At 68.1% G+C, this 19,244-nt stretch carries 14 protein-coding genes; 9 read left to right on the top strand and 5 right to left on the bottom strand.

Translation table 11 applies throughout. From position 1 onward, the window contains the following. Positions 1-18: 18 nt before the first annotated feature. The 4 genes from NVV95_RS10015 to NVV95_RS10000 are packed head-to-tail and all read right to left on the bottom strand — an operon-like array spanning position 19 to position 3,182. The gene (locus NVV95_RS10015) at positions 19-507 is read right to left on the bottom strand and encodes a SprT-like domain-containing protein (protein ID WP_259486379.1); all 489 of its coding nucleotides are present in this window, start codon (positions 505-507) and stop codon (positions 19-21) included. A 7-nt stretch (positions 508-514) separates the two neighbouring features. Next, the gene (locus NVV95_RS10010) at positions 515-1,060 is read right to left on the bottom strand and encodes a hypothetical protein (protein ID WP_259486378.1); all 546 of its coding nucleotides are present in this window, start codon (positions 1,058-1,060) and stop codon (positions 515-517) included. 49 nt (positions 1,061-1,109) lie between these two features. Next, positions 1,110-2,294, bottom strand: a complete 1,185-nt coding sequence (locus NVV95_RS10005) for a PQQ-dependent sugar dehydrogenase (RefSeq protein ID WP_259486377.1) — start codon at positions 2,292-2,294, stop codon at positions 1,110-1,112. Positions 2,295-2,306: 12 nt separating this feature from the next. Then, positions 2,307-3,182, bottom strand: coding sequence for a spermidine synthase (locus tag NVV95_RS10000; protein WP_259486376.1), 876 nt, complete (start codon positions 3,180-3,182; stop codon positions 2,307-2,309). 262 nt (positions 3,183-3,444) lie between these two features. Here NVV95_RS10000 and rpoB point away from each other — a divergent pair, with 262 nt between their 5' ends. Both rpoB and rpoC read left to right on the top strand, forming a co-directional pair. Beyond that, the gene (gene rpoB, locus NVV95_RS09995) at positions 3,445-6,933 is read left to right on the top strand and encodes a DNA-directed RNA polymerase subunit beta (protein ID WP_259486375.1); all 3,489 of its coding nucleotides are present in this window, start codon (positions 3,445-3,447) and stop codon (positions 6,931-6,933) included. 42 nt (positions 6,934-6,975) lie between these two features. Continuing rightward, complete coding sequence (gene rpoC, locus NVV95_RS09990) at positions 6,976-10,854, top strand: DNA-directed RNA polymerase subunit beta' (RefSeq protein ID WP_259486374.1); 3,879 nt, start codon at positions 6,976-6,978, stop codon at positions 10,852-10,854. A gap of 113 nt (positions 10,855-10,967) precedes the next feature. Here the strand turns inward: rpoC and NVV95_RS09985 are convergent, their stop codons facing one another. Beyond that, on the bottom strand, positions 10,968-12,047 hold the full coding sequence (locus NVV95_RS09985; protein WP_259486373.1) for an FAD-dependent oxidoreductase: 1,080 nt from the start codon (positions 12,045-12,047) through the stop codon (positions 10,968-10,970). A 70-nt stretch (positions 12,048-12,117) separates the two neighbouring features. Here NVV95_RS09985 and NVV95_RS09980 point away from each other — a divergent pair, with 70 nt between their 5' ends. The 7 genes from NVV95_RS09980 (at position 12,118) to NVV95_RS09950 (ending at position 19,165) form a co-directional block, all read left to right on the top strand. After that, positions 12,118-13,269, top strand: a complete 1,152-nt coding sequence (locus NVV95_RS09980) for a hypothetical protein (RefSeq protein ID WP_259486372.1) — start codon at positions 12,118-12,120, stop codon at positions 13,267-13,269. 310 nt (positions 13,270-13,579) lie between these two features. After that, a complete protein-coding gene (gene rpsL, locus NVV95_RS09975; protein ID WP_055964941.1) occupies positions 13,580-13,954 on the top strand; it encodes a 30S ribosomal protein S12 in 375 nt (124 codons plus the stop codon). Then, positions 13,954-14,424 (top strand): 30S ribosomal protein S7, encoded by a 471-nt coding sequence (gene rpsG / locus NVV95_RS09970; protein ID WP_173183329.1) that lies wholly within the window; start codon positions 13,954-13,956, stop codon positions 14,422-14,424. Before rpsL ends, rpsG begins: the two co-directional genes overlap by 1 nt. A gap of 42 nt (positions 14,425-14,466) precedes the next feature. Further along, entirely contained in the window at positions 14,467-16,581 is a 2,115-nt protein-coding gene (gene fusA / locus NVV95_RS09965) for an elongation factor G (RefSeq protein ID WP_269909043.1), read from the top strand. 113 nt (positions 16,582-16,694) lie between these two features. After that, positions 16,695-17,885, top strand: a complete 1,191-nt coding sequence (gene tuf, locus NVV95_RS09960; protein WP_259486371.1) for an elongation factor Tu — start codon at positions 16,695-16,697, stop codon at positions 17,883-17,885. An 83-nt stretch (positions 17,886-17,968) separates the two neighbouring features. Continuing rightward, positions 17,969-18,181 (top strand): Rv0909 family putative TA system antitoxin, encoded by a 213-nt coding sequence (locus NVV95_RS09955; RefSeq protein WP_259486370.1) that lies wholly within the window; start codon positions 17,969-17,971, stop codon positions 18,179-18,181. Positions 18,182-18,196: 15 nt separating this feature from the next. After that, positions 18,197-19,165, top strand: coding sequence for a DNA topoisomerase IB (locus NVV95_RS09950; protein WP_259486369.1), 969 nt, complete (start codon positions 18,197-18,199; stop codon positions 19,163-19,165). Positions 19,166-19,244: the final 79 nt, after the last annotated feature.

The following is a 19,244-nucleotide window of genomic DNA, read 5'->3' as shown; positions in this document are numbered from 1 at the left end:
GAAGCTCCAAGAAAACGCCTACGCCGACCGCGGCGTCGCGCGCCGGGCCGCGCTGACGTCGCGCCGCGTCCACGTGATGAGGTGCGCCGGCGAGAACCCCCGCGCGCACAGACTGCACGACAGCCGCGCGGCCGGCTTGCGGTGGCGGTAAAACGAGTGGCCGGCGGGGCACACCCCCACCCATGGCGCCAGCTCGTCGGCCCGCGTGCCGTCGTGCAACCGCGACCCCTCGTAGCCCAGCGACCGGGCGATCGCCACCCACTTCGGCCCGTGCCCGGCGGCCGACCCGGCCAGGGCGTGCGCCACCTCGTGCAGCAGGATCTGGTGGATCTCGTCGTCGTCGTAGCGCGCCGCCAGGTAGCGCGACACCGTGATGCGGTGCGCCGTGTAGTTGCACTGGCCCGCCCGCGTCTTGGCGTTGTCGAAGCCGAAGCTCCACACCGCGGGATCGAGGTGCATCCTGATCAGGGCGTTCGCCCAGGTCGTGACGCGCGAGAGTTCGGCCATGCAGGAATTATGCCGCGAGCAGCGACTCGGTCACGGCGACCGCCACGAGGGCGCTCTCCAGCTGGTCGATCGAGGCGCCCTGCCGCTCCATCAGGAACACGGCCGCCTTGAAGTCGACGAGCGCGGCGTCGTAGTCCTTCGTCTCGAAGTGCACCTTGCCGCGGCTGAGGGTGGCGATCGCCTCGAGGGCGCCCCACTCGTGGGTCTGCGCCTCCTCGACGCACAATCCCAACTCTTGCAACGCGGCCGGGTACTTGCCTTGAAACTGCTGCACCTGCGCCCGCCGGATGCGTGCCCCGAGCGCCATCTCGCGGTCGCCCGAGAAGCGGGCCTGACGCACCGCCTCGTTCGCGATCACGAAGGCGTCGTCGAGCTTGCCGAGCAGCCGCAGCAGCACGACCTTCTCGTTCAGCGCGCTGAGGCTGCGCAGCAGGCCGAGCTCGTTCAGGCGCTCCGTCGCGGCCTGCACGTCGACGTTCTCGCGCAGGGTGGTCATGTCGTAACCCGTGATGATGCTCAGTTCGTGCTCCTGGTGCTCGAGATCCCTCGTCAAGCGTACCCAGGACGAGGGACATCCCCGGGCGACGCTCCGGCGCGCTCCGTCACCCCGCCGGAACCAGCTCCACCCGGTACAGCACGTCGTCCCCGGCCCGAGGCTCGCCGCGTCCGTCGGTGTTGTTGGTCAGCAGGTACAGCGACGTCCCCGGCCCCCGCACGACGTCGCGGATCCGGCCGAGCTGCCCCGTGTAGTGCTCCTGCGCCGACCCGTCGAAGCGGATGCTCCACAGCCGTTCCCCGCCGAGCCCCGCCATGAACACCGTGTCGCCGACGACCGCGATCCCCGAGGGGCTGGCGTCGTCGGTCGCCCACTGCTGCACCGGGTCGACGAGCCCTGCCGACCCGGCGATCCCCTCCGCGAGGGGCCACCCGTAGTTCGCGCCGGGTGTGATGCGGTTCATCTCGTCCCAGGTGTTCTGCCCGAACTCCGCGGCCCACATCGTCCCGTCGGCCGCCCAGCCGATCCCCTGCGGATTGCGGTGACCAAGCGAGTACACCGGCGACCCCGGGAACGGGTTGTCGCCCGGCACCTGCCCCTCCGGCGTCACCCGCAGGATCTTGCCCCCCAGCGAGTCGAGCGTCTGCGCGTTCGCCCCGTCGCTCGCGTCGCCCGCCGTGACGTAGAGCATCCCGTCGGGCCCGAACTTGATCCGCCCGCCGTTGTGGTTCGACGCCTTGGGCAGCCCGGTGAGCACCTCGGTGACGGCGCCCGCCGACCGAGCCCCGGGCGCGCCCGACAGCGGCATCCGCACCACCCGGTTGTCGTCGGCCCCGGTGAACATCGCGTAGAGCCAGGTTCCGGATGCGCCTTCCGACGTCGTGATGCCGAGCAGCCCTCCCTCGCCGGCGGCCGACACCCCGGGCACCGTCGTCACGGGCACGGCCGCCCCGTCGACGATCTCCACCACGACCCCCGTGTCCCGTTCCGACAAGAGGATCGACCCGTCGCCGAGCGTGGCGATCGACCACGGAGCGGGGAGCCCGGATGCGACCACCGTCGGGGAGCCCGACGGCACCAGCGGCCCGAGGTCCTCCACAGGCGGTGCGGCCGCAGGCGCAGGCGCAGGCGCAGAGGGGGAGGGTGTGGGGGCTGACGGACTGGCAGACGGCATCGCCGTTGAGGCCGCCGTGGGCCCCCGCGTCACCGCGGGCTCCGCCGAGCATCCGGCCAGCACCACCGCGGCCAGCGCGAGAACACCGGCACTCGTGAACGACACGGAACGGGTCATGACGACCTCCCTCTAGTCGACCATCCTCTTCCGGTCGACCTGGAAAATGCTCCGAGCCGGCGCCGGCGACTTCACGGCGGTCTGATCGGTGGCGACGGCCGCGCCTGCGGTGAACTGCCGCAGCTCGGTGCCGGTGACCATCTTCGCGGGTACGGGGTCGCTCGCGATCAGCCGCGGCATCCGGTCGAACGGCAGCGCGGAGTTCGAGGCGAACGCGACCACGTTGCCGAAGCGGCGGGCCTTCAGCATCTGCGGGTCGGCCACGATCGCCACGTCGGCGAACACCTGCCCGAGCGTGGCCGCCTGGCTGCGGGCGAACGCGAGACCGGCCCCGTCGGCGACGTTCACGGCCACGAGGCCCCGTGGCGACAGGAGTGCGGCGACCGCGGAGTAGAACTCGACGCTCGTCACGTGGGCCGGCGTGCGGGCCCCGGCGAACACGTCGACCACCACGACGTCGGTGGTGCCGCGCAGCCCGGGCGGCAGCCTCTCGAGCACCGCCCGCGCGTCGCCGTGACGAACCCGGATGCTCGCCCCCTTCGGCAGGGGCAGGTGCTCCCGCACGAAGCCGACCAGCTCGCTGTCGATCTCGACCACCTGCTGGCGGGAGCCCGGCCGGGTCGCCTCGACGTAGCGGGGGAGCGTGAAGGCCCCGCCGCCCAGGTGCACCGCGGTGACGGGCTCACCGGCCGGAGCCACGAGGTCGATGCCGTGGCCGATGCGGCGCACATACTCGAAGGAGAGGTAGCGCGGGTCGTCGATGTCGACGTGCGACTGCGGCGTGCCGTCGACGATCAGCACCTGGGAACCGGGCCGGAACCGGTCTTCTTCGAGCGTCGCGAGCAGGCCGTCGGCCAGCCGGGCGCGGGGAATCTCTCGATCTTTCACGCGTTATACCTGAGAAACCCAAACTGGTCAAGAATTCGACTGGACAGGCGTGTCGAAAGCGCCTATTGTGGTTCTTTGCGCTCCCAGAACACTCATGCCTTCATATTGTGGTCGGCAGCTGCCTGGTGACGGTCTTCGAATCGTCCTCTGCAGCAACACTCTAGAACCAGATGGCGGGTTCGGACCATATCTCGGGAGTTCTCGACACCACATCGACCGTAAGTAACGCAAGGGCCCGACGGGGTCCACGGAGGTTATTTCCTTGGCTGCTGCGCGCAACGCAACCACCACTTCACCCAAGAACGGCCGGGCCGCATCGCGGCTCTCGTTCGCCAAGATCACCGACACCCTGACCGTTCCCGATCTGCTCGCCCTGCAGACCGAGAGCTTCGACTGGCTGGTCGGCAACGACGTGTGGAAGGCACGCGTCGCGGAGGCCAAGGAGGCCGGCCGGCAGGATCTGCCGGGCCGCTCGGGCCTCGAGGAGATCTTCGAGGAGATCTCTCCCATCGAAGACCTCGGTGAGACCATGCAGCTCAGCTTCACGAGCCCGTTCCTCGAGCCCGAGAAGTACACCATCGACGAGTGCAAGGAGCGCGGCAAGACCTACGCCGCCCCGCTGTACGTCGAGGCCGAGTTCATGAACCACCAGACCGGTGAGATCAAGACGCAGACCGTCTTCATGGGCGACTTCCCGCTCATGACCGAGCGCGGCACGTTCATCATCAACGGCACCGAGCGCGTCGTCGTCTCGCAGCTCGTGCGCAGCCCCGGCGTGTACTTCGAGCGCACCCCCGAGAAGACCTCCGACAAGGACATCTACTCGGCCCGCGTCATCCCGAGCCGCGGTGCCTGGCTCGAGTTCGAGATCGACAAGCGCGACCAGGTCGGCGTGCGCATCGACCGCAAGCGCAAGCAGTCGGTCACCGTGTTCCTGAAGGCCCTCGGCCTCACCTCCGAGGAGATCCTCGAGGAGTTCAAGGGCTACGCGTCGATCGAGGCCACCCTGGAGAAGGACTCGATCCTCACCAAGGAAGAGGCCCTGAAGGACATCTACCGCAAGCTGCGCCCGGGCGAGCAGGTCGCCGCCGAGGCCGCGCGTGCGCTGCTCGACAACTTCTACTTCAACTCCAAGCGCTACGACCTGGCGAAGGTGGGTCGCTACAAGATCAACCGCAAGCTCGGCATCGACGCGCCGCTGTCCGACTCCGTGCTCACCACGCAGGACATCATCGCGACGATCAAGTACCTGGTCGCCCTGCACGACAACCGCACCACCCTGCCGGGTGTGCGCGACAGCAAGCCGGTCGACATCCGTCTCGACGTGGACGACATCGACCACTTCGGCAACCGTCGCATCCGCGCCGTCGGCGAGCTCATCCAGAACCAGGTCCGCACGGGTCTGTCCCGCATGGAGCGCGTCGTCCGCGAGCGCATGACCACGCAGGACATCGAGGCCATCACCCCGCAGACCCTGATCAACGTGCGCCCCGTCGTCGCCGCGATCAAGGAGTTCTTCGGAACCTCGCAGCTGTCGCAGTTCATGGACCAGAACAACCCCCTCGCGGGCCTGACGCACAAGCGTCGCCTCTCCGCGCTGGGCCCGGGTGGTCTGAGCCGTGAGCGCGCCGGCGTCGAGGTGCGCGACGTGCACCCGAGCCACTACGGCCGCATGTGCCCCATCGAGACCCCGGAAGGCCCGAACATCGGCCTGATCGGCTCGCTGGCATCGTTCGCCCGCATCAACTCGTTCGGCTTCATCGAGACCCCCTACCGTCGCGTCGTCGACGGCGTGGTCACGGCGAACATCGACTACCTCACCGCCTCCGAGGAGGACGAGTACATCGTCGCCCAGGCGAACGCGCCGCTGACCGGCGACGCCAGGTTCGCCGAGGCCCGCGTGCTCGCCCGCAAGAAGGGCGGCGAGGTCGACCTGTTCCCGGCCGAAGACATCGGCTACATGGACGTCTCGCCGCGCCAGATGGTGTCGGTCGCGACCTCGCTCATCCCGTTCCTCGAGCACGACGACGCGAACCGCGCCCTCATGGGTGCGAACATGCAGCGTCAGGCCGTGCCGCTGCTCCGCTCGGAGTCGCCGCTGGTCGGTACCGGTATGGAGGGCTTCGCGGCCATCGACGCCGGCGACGTGGTCACCGCGTCGAACGCCGGTGTGGTGCAGGAGGTGTCGGCCGACGCCGTCACCGTGCAGCTCGACGAGGGCGGAACCGACACCTACTACCTGCGCAAGTTCGACCGCTCCAACCAGGGCACGTCGTACAACCACCGCGTCATCGTCTCCGAGGGTGAGCGCATCGAGGTCGGTCAGGTCATCGCGGATGGCCCGGCCACCGAGAACGGTGAGCTGGCGCTCGGCAAGAACCTCCTCGTGGCGTTCATGCCGTGGGAGGGTCACAACTTCGAGGACGCCATCATCCTGAGCCAGAACCTGGTGAAGGACGACGTGCTGTCGAGCATCCACATCGAGGAGTACGAGGTCGACGCCCGCGACACCAAGCTCGGCAAGGAGGAGATCACCCGTGACCTCCCCAACGTCAGCCCGGAGCTGCTGGCCGACCTCGACGAGCGCGGCATCATCCGCATCGGTGCCGAGGTGCGCCCCGGCGACATCCTCGTCGGCAAGGTCACGCCGAAGGGCGAGACCGAGCTCTCCGCCGAGGAGCGCCTCCTGCGCGCCATCTTCAACGAGAAGTCCCGCGAGGTCCGCGACACGAGCCTCAAGGTGCCTCACGGTGAAGAGGGCACGATCATCGCCGTCAAGGAATTCTCGGCCGAGAACGACGACGAGCTCGGCTCGGGCGTCAACCAGCGCGTCGTGGTCTACATCGCCCAGAAGCGCAAGATCACCGCGGGTGACAAGCTCGCCGGCCGTCACGGCAACAAGGGCGTCATCTCGAAGATCCTGCCGGTGGAGGACATGCCGTTCCTCGCCGACGGCACTCCGGTCGACATCGTCCTGAACCCGATGGGCATCCCGGGCCGCATGAACTTCGGCCAGGTGCTGGAGACCCACCTCGGGTGGATCGCCAAGCAGGGCTGGGAGGTCGACGGCAAGCCGAAGTGGGCCGCGAACCTGCCCGAGCAGGCGCGTTCCGCAGCTCCCGGCACCAAGGTCGCGACCCCGGTGTTCGACGGCGCCTCCGAGGAGGAGATCGCGGGTCTGCTCGACTCGACGACGCTCACCCGCGACGGCGAGCGACTGATCGGCTCCTCCGGAAAGACCCGTCTGTTCGACGGTCGTTCCGGCGAGCCGTACCCGGAGCCCGTCTCGGTCGGCTACATGTACATCCTGAAGCTGCACCACCTCGTCGACGACAAGATCCACGCCCGTTCGACCGGCCCCTACTCGATGATCACGCAGCAGCCGCTGGGTGGTAAGGCGCAGTTCGGTGGCCAGCGCTTCGGTGAGATGGAGGTGTGGGCCCTCGAGGCCTACGGTGCCGCGTACGCGCTGCAGGAGCTCCTGACGATCAAGTCCGACGACATCCTCGGCCGCGTGAAGGTCTACGAGGCCATCGTCAAGGGTGAGAACATCCAGGAGCCCGGCATCCCCGAGTCCTTCAAGGTGCTCATCAAGGAGATGCAGTCGCTCTGCCTGAACGTCGAGGTGCTCTCGGCCGACGGCACGGCGGTCAGCCTCCGCGACACCGACGACGAGGTGTTCCGCGCCGCGGAAGAGCTCGGCATCAACATCTCCAGCCGCTTCGAGTCGTCGTCCATCGACGACATCTGAGCCGGCAGCCACTAGAAGACTTTTTCCAGGAGAGAAGGAAAATTGCTCGACGTAACAACTTTTGATGAGCTGCGGATCGGCCTCGCAACGGCCGACGACATCCGCAAGTGGTCGCACGGTGAGGTCAAGAAGCCCGAGACCATCAACTACCGCACGCTGAAGCCCGAGAAGGACGGCCTCTTCGGAGAGCAGATCTTCGGGCCGAGCCGTGACTGGGAGTGTTCCTGCGGCAAGTACAAGCGGGTGCGCTTCAAGGGCATCGTCTGCGAGCGCTGCGGTGTCGAGGTCACGAAGTCGTCGGTGCGCCGTGAGCGCATGGGCCACATCGAGCTCGCCGCCCCGGTCACGCACATCTGGTACTTCAAGGGCGTTCCGTCGCGCTTGGGCTACCTGCTCGACATGGCGCCGAAAGACCTCGAGAAGGTCATCTACTTCGCCGCGTACATGATCATCTCGGTCGACGAAGACGGCCGTCACGACGACATGCCCGGCCTCGAGAACGAGCTGCGCCTCGAGATCAAGACGCTGTCCGACCAGCGCGATGCCCGCATCGCCGACCGTCTGCAGCGCCTCGAGACCGACCTCGCCGAGCTCGAGAACGAGGGCGCGAAGGCCGACCAGAAGCGTCGCACGAAGGATGGCGCCGAGAAGGAGATGTCGCAGACCCGCAAGGCCTACGACGACCAGATCGCCCAGCTGGAGCGCGTCTGGGAGGACTTCCGCAACCTCAAGGTCGGTGAGCTCAAGCCGGAGGACGCGATCTTCCACGAGCTCCAGGACCGCTACGGCATGTACTTCGAGGCCTACATGGGCGCCGAGGCCATCAAGAAGCGCCTCGAGGCGTTCGACCTCGAGACCGAGGGCGAGAACCTCCGCCTGCAGATCGCCGAGGGCAAGGGTCAGAAGAAGATCCGTGCCATCAAGCGCCTGCGCGTGGTGAGCTCCTTCCTCGCGACCGGCAACTCGCCGGCCGCGATGGTGCTCGACGTGGTGCCGGTCATCCCGCCGGAGCTGCGCCCGATGGTCCAGCTCGACGGTGGCCGCTTCGCGACCTCCGACCTCAACGACCTCTACCGTCGTGTGATCAACCGCAACAACCGCCTCCGTCGTCTGCTCGATCTCGGTGCCCCCGAGATCATCGTGAACAACGAGAAGCGCATGCTGCAGGAGGCCGTCGACGCCCTGTTCGACAACGGTCGCCGTGGTCGTCCCGTCACCGGTACCGGCAACCGCGCCCTGAAGTCCCTGAGCGACATGCTCAAGGGAAAGCAGGGTCGTTTCCGCCAGAACCTGCTGGGCAAGCGCGTCGACTACTCGGGCCGTTCGGTCATCATCGTCGGTCCGCAGCTGAAGCTGCACCAGTGCGGTCTGCCCAAGCAGATGGCGCTGGAGCTGTTCAAGCCGTTCGTGATCAAGCGCCTGATCGACCTGAGCCACGCTCAGAACATCAAGGCCGCGAAGCGCATGGTCGAGCGCAGCCGTCCCCAGGTGTGGGACGTGCTGGAGGAGATCATCCGCGAGCGCCCCGTGCTGCTGAACCGTGCGCCCACGCTGCACCGTCTCGGCATCCAGGCGTTCGAGCCCCAGCTCGTCGAGGGCAAGGCGATCCAGCTGCACCCGCTCGTCTGCGCCGCGTTCAACGCGGACTTCGACGGTGACCAGATGGCCGTCCACCTGCCGCTGTCCGTCGAGGCCCAGGCCGAGGCCCGCATCCTGATGCTGGCGTCGAACAACATCCTGAAGCCGTCCGACGGCCGCCCGGTCACCCTGCCCACGCAGGACATGATCATCGGTCTGCACCACCTCACCACGGTGAAGGAGGGGGCGATCGGCGAGGGCCGCGCGTTCTCCGGTGTGTCCGAGGCCATCCTCGCGAAGGACCAGGGTTCGCTCGACCTCAACGCGGTCGTGAAGATCCGGATGCACGACGTGCACTTCGCCGAAGGCGACGGCCCCGAGGGCTACGAAGGCGGCCCCGTGCTGCTGGAGACCACCCTCGGCCGCGCGCTGTTCAACGAGGCCCTCCCCGAGGACTACCCGTACATGCAGCAGGTCGCCGACAAGGGCGCCATCTCGGCGATCGTCAACGACCTCGCCGAGCGGTACCCGAAGGTGGAGGTCGCCGCATCGCTCGACCGCATCAAGGACGCGGGCTTCTACTGGGCCACGCGCTCCGGTGTGACCGTGGCGCTCTCCGACATCCTGACGCCTCCCACCAAGCGGGAGATCGTCCAGGGCTACGAGAAGCAGGCCGCCAAGGTGCAGGCGCAGTTCGAGAAGGGTCTCACCACCGACCTCGAGCGTCGTCAGGAGCTCATCCAGATCTGGACGAAGGCCACCGACGAGGTCGCCGCAGCCATGCGCGCGAACTTCCCGGTCGACAACACGATCAACCGCATGGTCACCTCGGGTGCTCGTGGTAACTGGCTGCAGGTGCGCAACATCGCCGGCATGCGAGGCCTCGTGAACAACCCGAAGGGTGAGATCATCCCCCGTCCGATCATCTCCTCGTACCGCGAGGGATTGTCGGTGGCGGAGTACTTCATCGCGACCCACGGTGCTCGTAAGGGCCTGGCCGACACGGCTCTCCGTACGGCCGACTCGGGCTACCTGACCCGTCGTCTGGTCGACGTGTCGCAGGACGTCATCATCCGCGAGACCGACTGCGGCACCAGCCGTGGTCTCGACCTGCCGATCGCGATCGAGGGCGCCGACGGCGTCTGGACCCGCGACGACAACGTCGAGAACTCGGTCTACGCCCGCTCGCTCGCCGCCGACGCGGTGAACGAGAAGGGTGAGGTCGTGGCCTCGGCCGGAGACGACGTCGGAGACGTGCTGATCGACAAGCTGGTCGCCGCCGGCGTGCGCACCATCAAGGTGCGCTCGGTGCTGACCTGCGAGTCGGCCGTCGGTGTCTGCGCGACCTGCTACGGCCGTTCGCTGGCCACCGGCAACCTCGTCGACATCGGCGAGGCCGTCGGCATCATCGCGGCCCAGTCGATCGGTGAGCCCGGTACCCAGCTCACGATGCGCACCTTCCACACCGGTGGATCGGCTTCGGCCGACGACATCACGCAGGGTCTGCCCCGCGTGCAGGAGCTCTTCGAGGCCCGCACCCCCAAGGGTGCGTCGCCCATCGTCGAGGCCGCCGGTCGCGTCACGATCGAAGACACCGACCGCAGCCGAAAGGTGATCCTCACGCCCGACAACGGCGACGAGCCGATCGCCTACCCGGTGCTGAAGCGTGCCACCCTCCTCGTCGAGGACGGGCAGCACGTCGAGCTCGGCCAGCAGCTGATCGTCGGCGCCGTCGACCCGAAGGAGGTCCTCCGGGTCAAGGGCGTGCGCGAGGTGCAGAAGCACCTCGTGGGCGGTGTGCAGGGCGTGTACCGCTCGCAGGGTGTGCCGATCCACGACAAGCACATCGAGGTCATCGTGCGCCAGATGCTGCGCAAGGTCACCGTCGTCGAGCACAGCGACACCGACCTGCTCCCCGGCGAGCTCGTCGACCGGTCGCGCTACACCGAGGTGAACCGCGCCGCGGTCGCCGAGGGCAAGCGTCCGGCCTCGGCCCGTCAGGAGGTCATGGGTATCACCAAGGCGTCGCTGGCGACCGAGTCGTGGCTGTCGGCCGCGTCGTTCCAGGAGACCACGCGTGTTCTCACGCAGGCCGCCATGGAGGGCAAGTCCGACCCGCTGGTGGGCCTGAAGGAGAACGTGATCATCGGAAAGCTGATCCCGGCCGGTACCGGTCTCCAGAAGTACCGCAACGTCACCGTCGAGGCGACCGAAGAGGCCAAGGCCGAGCGCTACCCGAACCGCATCTTCACGGATGACTCGGTGTTCTCGGAGGCCGACCTCTCGTTCGTCGACTTCGACAGCTTCTCGAGCGACGACTACACGCCGGGCACCTACAACTAAGGTCCCGACACACGCCGAAGGGCCCCTCACCATCCGTGGTGGGGGGCCCTTCGCCGTGCCGGGGGTCGTGCCCTTGGCGGGCCGCCGTGCCTAGGCAGGCCGCCGCGGGCGGGTCAGCCGAGCCGCGCGAGCACCTGGTTCGCCACGATCCGCCCGGCCCGGTTGGCGCCGATCGTCGACGCCTGCGGCCCGTAGCCCGCGAGGAAGACGCGCGGGTCGCGCAGCACCTTCCCCCGCTCGACGGCGATTCCTCCGCCGTGCTCCCTGAGGTGCAGGGGAGCGAGGTGCCCGAGCTCGGCCCGGAACCCGGTCGCCCAGACGATGTCGTCGGCCTGCTCGAACGACCCGTCGGCGAAGCGCACCCCCTCCGGCTCGATCGAGGTGAACATCGGATGCGCGACCAGCACCCCGCGCTCGATCGCCGCCGTGACGGCCGGCGTGGCCACCAGCCCCGTGCTGCTGACGATGCTCGGCAGCGCGCGGCCCTCCCGCGCGGCCCGATCCTGGACGGCGACCGCCGCGACCCCGGCCTCCGCCGCCAAACCGTCGCCGTCGACGAACTCGGGCGGCCGCCGGGTCACCCACGTGGTGCTCCGGGCGACGCCCTCGAGCTCCAGCAGGATGTTCGTGGCCGACGTCCCGCCGCCGACGACGATCACGCGGCGGTCGCGGAAGTCCTCGGCGCTGCGGTAGTCCACCGTGGTCCAGGAGCGCCCCAGGAAGCCCTCCTCGCCCCGCACGTGGGGTTTGAAGGGGCTGCCCCAGGTGCCGCCCGCGTTCACCACCACCTCGGCCGTGAGCGAGCCGTGGTCGGTCTCGACACGCAGCAGCGGATGCTCGTCCCGGACCGCGCTCACCGTGACCGGACGTCGCACCTCGAGCCCGTACGCCTCCTCGTAGCGGCGGTAGTACTCGGAGACGACGTCGCGCGCCGCCCGCGACCGGTCGGCCGTGTCGAAGCTCAGGCCGAGCTCCGCCATGCCGGGGAGGTCGTTCACGCGGTGCGCCGACCCGAGCCGCAGGGCCTCCCAGCGGTGCTGCCAGGCGCCGCCCGCATCCGGACCACGGTCGAGCACGACGAAGCCGGCGCCCGGCTCGAGTCCCCGGCGGTGCAGGTGGTAGGCGACGGAGAGCCCGGCCTGCCCCGCGCCGATCACGGCGACGCGGGTGCGGGGCGGCAGGGGGAGGGTCATGCCGACTGGAACAGCGAACGCGCCCGATCCCTTCCCGGGCGCGGCAGGGGCGCGGGTCTAGAGTGACGCCATGAGCACCGACGATCGCCACGACGCGCTGCCCGAGTTCCCGGGCTGGCAGGCCCCCGGCGCCGATGACGCCGCCGACGCGCGGCCCACCGACAGCCAGGCGGCCGACAGCCAGGCGGCCGACAGTCAGGCGACCGACGCCCACGTCGGCGACGCACCCGTCGAGCCGGCCGCCGAGGCCCCCCGTCCCGTCGAGATCCCCGAACCGATCGAGATGCCGGCGGCCGCGCATCCGGAGCCCGACCCCGAGCCGGCCCCGGAGCCCGTCGTGCACGACCCGGTGGAGCACGAGCCCGTCGTGCACGCCCCCGTCGCCGAGCAGGCGACCGCGGCCTACGACCGGCAGCCCCTCGGTGGCCCCTACGTCACCTCCGCCGAGCCCGACAACGAGCCGGTCGTCGACCGCCCGGTGGTGCAGGATGCTCCCGCCGACCGCACCCCGTACCCCGCGGCCGCCTTCGCGACCGGCGCCGGCGCCGGTGCCGCCGCTGCCCAGGCCGGCCATACCCCCGCCCCCGTCTCGGAGGGCCCGCCGCCCTACCAGCCGGTGCCCCAGCCGGTGCAGGCGCCCCGTCCGCCCGAGCCCAAGGGCAACCGCGGCGCCGGCAGCCTGATCGCGCTGCTCGGCACGGCGGTCTTCGCCCTGCTCTTCGCCGCGGTGTCGTTCTTCGTGATCGGCGCGAACCTCACGGGCGAGGCCGCGGTCACCGCGTTCCTCGACTTCCTGCGGTCGGCCGCCTTCATCGTGCCCGTCGTGGCGTTCGCGCTGTCGCTCATCCTGATCGTGCTGATCGTCAACCGCGCCGGCTGGTGGGCCTACGTGCTCGGGGGCTTCCTCGTCGCCGTGGTTGTCTACTTCGCCGGCATCGCCGGGGCACTCGTGCACGTGCAGGCCTGGAACTGGCAGCCCCAGCAGCAGTTCGAGTTCGTGCGCTCGCTCACCATGGACCCGCTCACCCTAGGCGGCGCGATCGTCGCCCGCGAGGTCTCGATCTGGACCGGCGCGCTGATCGCCCTGCGCGGACGGCGGCTCAAGGCCCGCAACGCCGCGGCCCGCGAGGAGTGGGACCGCGCCCAGGCGGAGGAGCGGGCATCCGTCGACCGCGCGGAACGAAACCCCGGTGAGGTCCCCGCTCCCAGCACGACCTGGTAGCATCCCTAGGTCCGCGTTGCCGGTCGTCGAGTTCAGACTCGGCGGCATTTGACCCGTCGGGGTCAAAAGGCTAAGATTTTCCGGGTGTGTGCATTCAGCATGCCCAGATTTTCGAGCGAAGCGGGGCCGAGAGCCCCCCACTGCTCTTCCAACCAGCGATACCAGAGCCATTTCGTACCGCCGGTGGATCCAAGACGAACCCGATGCATCCTCGCGATGCGTGCAGGGGCGTGAACGAACGGGTGCGGGAATCCGCGCCCGACATCCAGTGAGAACTGACACCGAGCGTTTCGAATACAAGGAGTACGTAGTGCCAACCATTCAGCAGTTGGTCCGCAAGGGTCGCACCCCGAAGGTCGTCAAGACCAAGGCGCCCGCCCTCAAGGCCAACCCCCAGCAGCGCGGCGTGTGCACCCGTGTGTACACCACCACCCCCAAGAAGCCGAACTCCGCGCTTCGCAAGGTCGCCCGCGTCAAGCTGTCGAACGGCACCGAGGTCACCGCTTACATCCCCGGTGAGGGCCACAACCTGCAGGAGCACTCGATGGTGCTCGTGCGCGGCGGTCGTGTGAAAGACCTCCCCGGCGTCCGTTACAAGATCGTCCGCGGCGCGCTCGACACGCAGGCCGTGAAGAACCGCAAGCAGGCTCGCAGCCGTTACGGCGCGAAGATGGAGAAGAAGTAATGCCTCGCAAGGGTCCCGCCCCGAAGCGTCCCGTTGTCGCCGACCCCGTCTACGGCGCCCCGGTCGTCAGCCAGCTCGTCAACAAGATCCTCCTCGACGGCAAGAAGGCCATCGCCGAGCGCATCGTGTACGACGCCCTCGAGGGTGTCGCGGCGAAGAACGGCCAGGACGCCGTCGTCACGCTGAAGAAGGCGCTCGACAACGTGCGCCCCACTCTCGAGGTCCGCAGCCGCCGCGTCGGTGGTTCGACCTACCAGGTGCCGGTCGAGGTCAAGCCTCACCGCGCCAACACCCTCGCGCTGCGCTGGCTCACCACCTACGCCAAGGGCCGCCGCGAGAAGACGATGACCGAGCGTCTCCAGAACGAGATCCTCGACGCGTCGAACGGTCTGGGCGCCGCTGTCAAGCGTCGCGAAGACACCCACAAGATGGCCGAGTCGAACAAGGCCTTCGCCCACTACCGCTGGTAGTCGTTCGACCCCACCTTCCCTTTCTATCTTTCGGAGGAATCCGTGGCACAGGACGTGCTCACCGACCTGAACAAGGTCCGCAACATCGGCATCATGGCGCACATCGATGCCGGCAAGACCACCACCACCGAGCGCATCCTGTTCTACACGGGCATCACCCACAAGATCGGTGAGGTGCACGACGGCGCCGCCACGATGGACTGGATGGCTCAGGAGCAGGAGCGTGGCATCACGATCACCTCTGCCGCCACGACGTGCTTCTGGAACAAGAATCAGATCAACATCATCGACACGCCCGGTCACGTCGACTTCACCGTCGAGGTGGAGCGTTCGCTCCGCGTCCTCGACGGTGCCGTCGCCGTGTTCGACGGCAAGGAGGGCGTCGAGCCCCAGTCGGAGACCGTCTGGCGCCAGGCCGACAAGTACAACGTGCCCCGCATCTGCTTCGTCAACAAGATGGACAAGCTGGGCGCCGACTTCTACTTCACGGTCGACACCATCATCAACCGCCTCGGCGCCAAGCCGCTGGTGCTGCAGCTCCCGATCGGTGCGGAGTCGTCCTTCGAGGGCGTCGTCGACCTGGTCGAGATGCGCGCGCTGACCTGGCGCGGAGACGCCAAGGGTGACGTGCAGATGGGTGCCAAGTACGAGATCGAGGAGATCCCGGCCGACCTCAAGGAGAAGGCCGACGAGTACCGTCAGCTCCTCCTCGAGACCGTCGCCGAGACCGACGACGCGCTGCTCGAGAAGTTCTTCGGCGGCGAGGAGCTCTCGATCGCCGAGATCAAGGGCGCCATCCGCAAGCTGACCGTCAACTCGGAGATCTACCCCGTGCTGTGCGGTTCGGCGTTCAAGAACCGCGGCGTGCAGCCGATGCTCGACGCGGTCGTCGACTACCTCCCCTCCCCGCTGGATGTGCCTGCGACCGAAGGTCACGACATCCGCGACGAGGAGAAGGTCGTCGAGCGTCACCCCGACCCGACCGACCCCTTCGCGGCTCTGGCGTTCAAGGTCGCTGTGCACCCGTTCTTCGGTCGTCTGACCTACATCCGCGTGTACTCGGGTCACCTCGACTCCGGCGGCCAGGTCATGAACTCGACCAAGGGCAAGAAGGAGCGCATCGGCAAGATCTTCCAGATGCACTCCAACAAGGAGAACCCGGTCGACTCGGTCACCGCCGGTCACATCTACGCGGTCATCGGCCTGAAGGACACCACCACCGGTGACACCCTGTCCGACCCGTCGAACCAGATCGTGCTCGAGTCGATGACCTTCCCGGAGCCCGTGATCGAGGTCGCGATCGAGCCGAAGACGAAGGCCGACCAGGAGAAGCTGGGTGTCGCCATCCAGAAGCTCGCTGAGGAGGACCCGACCTTCCGCACGGAGCAGAACCAGGAGACCGGTCAGACGGTCATCAAGGGAATGGGCGAGCTCCACCTCGACATCCTGGTCGACCGCATGAAGCGCGAGTTCAACGTCGAGGCCAACGTGGGCAAGCCCCAGGTGGCCTACCGCGAGACGATCCGCAAGACCGTCGAGCGCTACGACTACACGCACAAGAAGCAGACCGGTGGTTCGGGTCAGTTCGCGAAGATCCAGATCGCGATCGCGCCCCTCGAGGTCACGGCCGACACGGTCTACGAGTTCGAGAACAAGGTCACCGGTGGCCGCGTGCCCCGTGAGTACATCCCCTCGGTCGACGCCGGAATCCAGGATGCGCTGCAGGTCGGCGTGCTCGCCGGCTACCCGATGGTGGGCGTCAAGGCGACCCTGCTCGACGGCGCGTCGCACGACGTCGACTCCTCGGAGATGGCGTTCAAGATCGCCGGCTCGATGGCCTTCAAGGAGGCTGCCCGCAAGGCCAGCCCCGTGCTGCTCGAGCCGCTCATGGCCGTCGAGGTGCGCACCCCCGAGGAGTACATGGGCGACGTCATCGGCGACCTGAACTCCCGTCGTGGCCAGATCCAGGCCATGGAGGACGCCCAGGGTGTCAAGGTCGTGCGTGCTCACGTGCCGCTGTCGGAGATGTTCGGCTACATCGGAGACCTGCGTTCCAAGACGTCTGGCCGTGCCGTGTACTCGATGACCTTCGAGAGCTACGCCGAGGTCCCGAAGGCTGTGGCCGACGAGATCATCCAGAAGAACAAGGGCGAGTAACACCCGAGTTCGGCGGGCCTCGTAGGTTCGCGTAAAATATCAACAAACCCCCGCCTGGTTCCGGATGCAATCCAGCATCCGGACGACGGCATGAGAGTCCTGAGGAGGACCTAGTGGCTAAGGCCAAGTTCGAGCGGACCAAGCCGCACGTCAACATCGGAACGATCGGTCACGTTGACCACGGTAAGACCACCCTTACCGCTGCCATCTCGAAGGTCCTGGCGGACAAGTTCCCGTCGGCGACCAACGTTCAGCGCGACTTCGCGTCGATCGACTCCGCTCCTGAGGAGCGCCAGCGCGGCATCACGATCAACATCTCGCACGTCGAGTACGAGACGCCCAAGCGTCACTACGCTCACGTCGACGCCCCGGGTCACGCTGACTACATCAAGAACATGATCACCGGTGCGGCTCAGATGGACGGCGCGATCCTCGTGGTCGCCGCCACCGACGGCCCGATGGCTCAGACCCGTGAGCACGTGCTGCTCGCCAAGCAGGTCGGCGTGCCCTACCTGCTCGTCGCCCTGAACAAGGCCGACATGGTCGACGACGAGGAGATCCTGGAGCTCGTCGAGCTCGAGGTCCGCGAGCTCCTCGCCGGTCAGAACTTCGACGAGGACGCACCTGTCGTCCGCGTCTCCGGTCTGAAGGCCCTCGAGGGCGACGAGAAGTGGACCCAGTCCATCCTCGACCTCATGGACGCCGTCGACGAGTCGATCCCCGACCCGATCCGCGACAAGGACAAGCCGTTCCTGATGCCGATCGAGGACGTCTTCACGATCACCGGTCGTGGAACCGTCGTCACGGGCCGCGCCGAGCGTGGCACCCTCGCCATCAACTCCGAGGTCGAGATCGTCGGCATCCGCCCGACGCAGAAGACCACGGTCACCGGTATCGAGATGTTCCACAAGCAGCTCGACGAGGCCTGGGCCGGCGAGAACTGTGGTCTGCTCCTCCGCGGCACCAAGCGCGAGGACGTCGAGCGCGGCCAGGTCGTCGTGAAGCCGGGTTCGGTCACGCCGCACACCGACTTCGAGGGCACCGCGTACATCCTGTCGAAGGACGAGGGTGGCCGTCACAACCCCTTCTACACGAACTACCGCCCGCAGTTCTACTTCCGCACCACCGACGTCACCGGCGTCATCACGCTGCCCGAGGGCACCGAGATGGTCATGCCCGGTGACACCACCGACATCACGGTCGCGCTGATCCAGCCGATCGCGATGGAGGACGGTCTCGGCTTCGCGATCCGCGAGGGTGGCCGCACCGTGGGTGCCGGCACCGTCACCAAGATCATCAAGTAGCACCTGCTCCATCAGAAGGGCCGCGCCTCAGGGCGCGGCCCTTTTGCGTTGCCCGGGGGAGCGGATCCGGCCATGCTGGAGTCATGGCTGGATTCGACGACATCACGCGCAAGGCGAAGGCATTCCTCGACGAGGAGAAGGTGCAGCAGGCACTGAAGAGCGAGAAGGCCGAGGAGGTCAGCGACAAGCTGCTCGACGGCCTCGCGGGGGCCGCGAAGAAGGTCACCGGCGGCAAGCACGACGACAAGATCGAGGATGCCCGGCGCAAGGCCGACGGAGCGGTCGGCGACCGATAGTGGTGTGCTGAGGAGATGGCACGGCTCCGACGCTCCGACTCCTCAGGCCGCGGCCTCCACCGGCTGAAGGCGGGCCGCGGCTTCACCTACCGCGACCACGCCGGCAACACGGTCACCGACCCCGAGCTGCGTGCCCGCATCGAGCACCTGGCGATCCCGCCGGCATGGACCGACGTCTGGATCGCCCCGTACGCGAACGGCCACATCCAGGCCACGGGCGTCGACGGCGCCGGTCGGCGTCAGTACATCTACCACCCGACCTGGCGCGAGCAGAAGGACCGGATCAAGTACGACCGTGCCCTGGCGCTGGCCGAGTCGCTGCCGGCCGCGCGTCGTCGCGTCACGATCGACCTCCGTCACGAGGGCTACCCCGAAGAGCGGGCGCTGGCGGCCGGCTTCCGGATGCTCGACACCGGCTCTCTCCGGGTGGGCAGCGAACGCTACGCGGCCAAGCACGGCAGCCACGGGCTTACCACCCTCCTCGCGGCCCACGCCACGACCAAGGGCGACCGGGTGCACCTCTCGTTCCCCGCCAAGAGCGGGCAGGAGTGGGACTCGGAGATCACCGACGCCGATCTGGCCTCCTTCGTGCGCTCCATGAAGCGGCGTGGCGCGAACGCCCGGCTGATCGCGTGGAAGGACGGGTCGCGCTGGCATCCGGTCTCCGCTGAGGAGATCAACGCCTACGTGCGCGAGCAGACCGGGGGCGAGTTCACCGCCAAGGACTTCCGCACGCTGCACGGCACGCTCGCCGCGGCCGTCAGTCTCGCCCGCTCGGGGCCGCAGGCGACCAAGACCGCGCGGTCGAAGGCCCTCGCCCAGGCCATGCGCGACGCCTGCGCGGTGCTCGGCAACACCCCCTCGATCGCCAAGGCGAGCTACGTCGACCCCCGGGTGGTCGACCACTTCCGGGCCGGCCGCACCATCGACCGCGACCGCCTCGCCTCGGCGGAGACCGAGCTGCGCGCCCTCCTGTTCGACTGAAAAGTCAAGTCTTGTGTTCGAACGGCGAAGGCGCAGAATAGGGGCACTCGTTCTCACGGGAACCCGCCGCCAGACGGTG

The organism is Herbiconiux gentiana (genome assembly GCF_024978135.1).
GTDB classification, from domain to species: domain Bacteria; phylum Actinomycetota; class Actinomycetes; order Actinomycetales; family Microbacteriaceae; genus Herbiconiux; species Herbiconiux gentiana.
The sequence above is the reverse complement of the archived record's forward strand: the minus strand, read 5'-3'. Positions and strand labels throughout refer to the sequence as shown.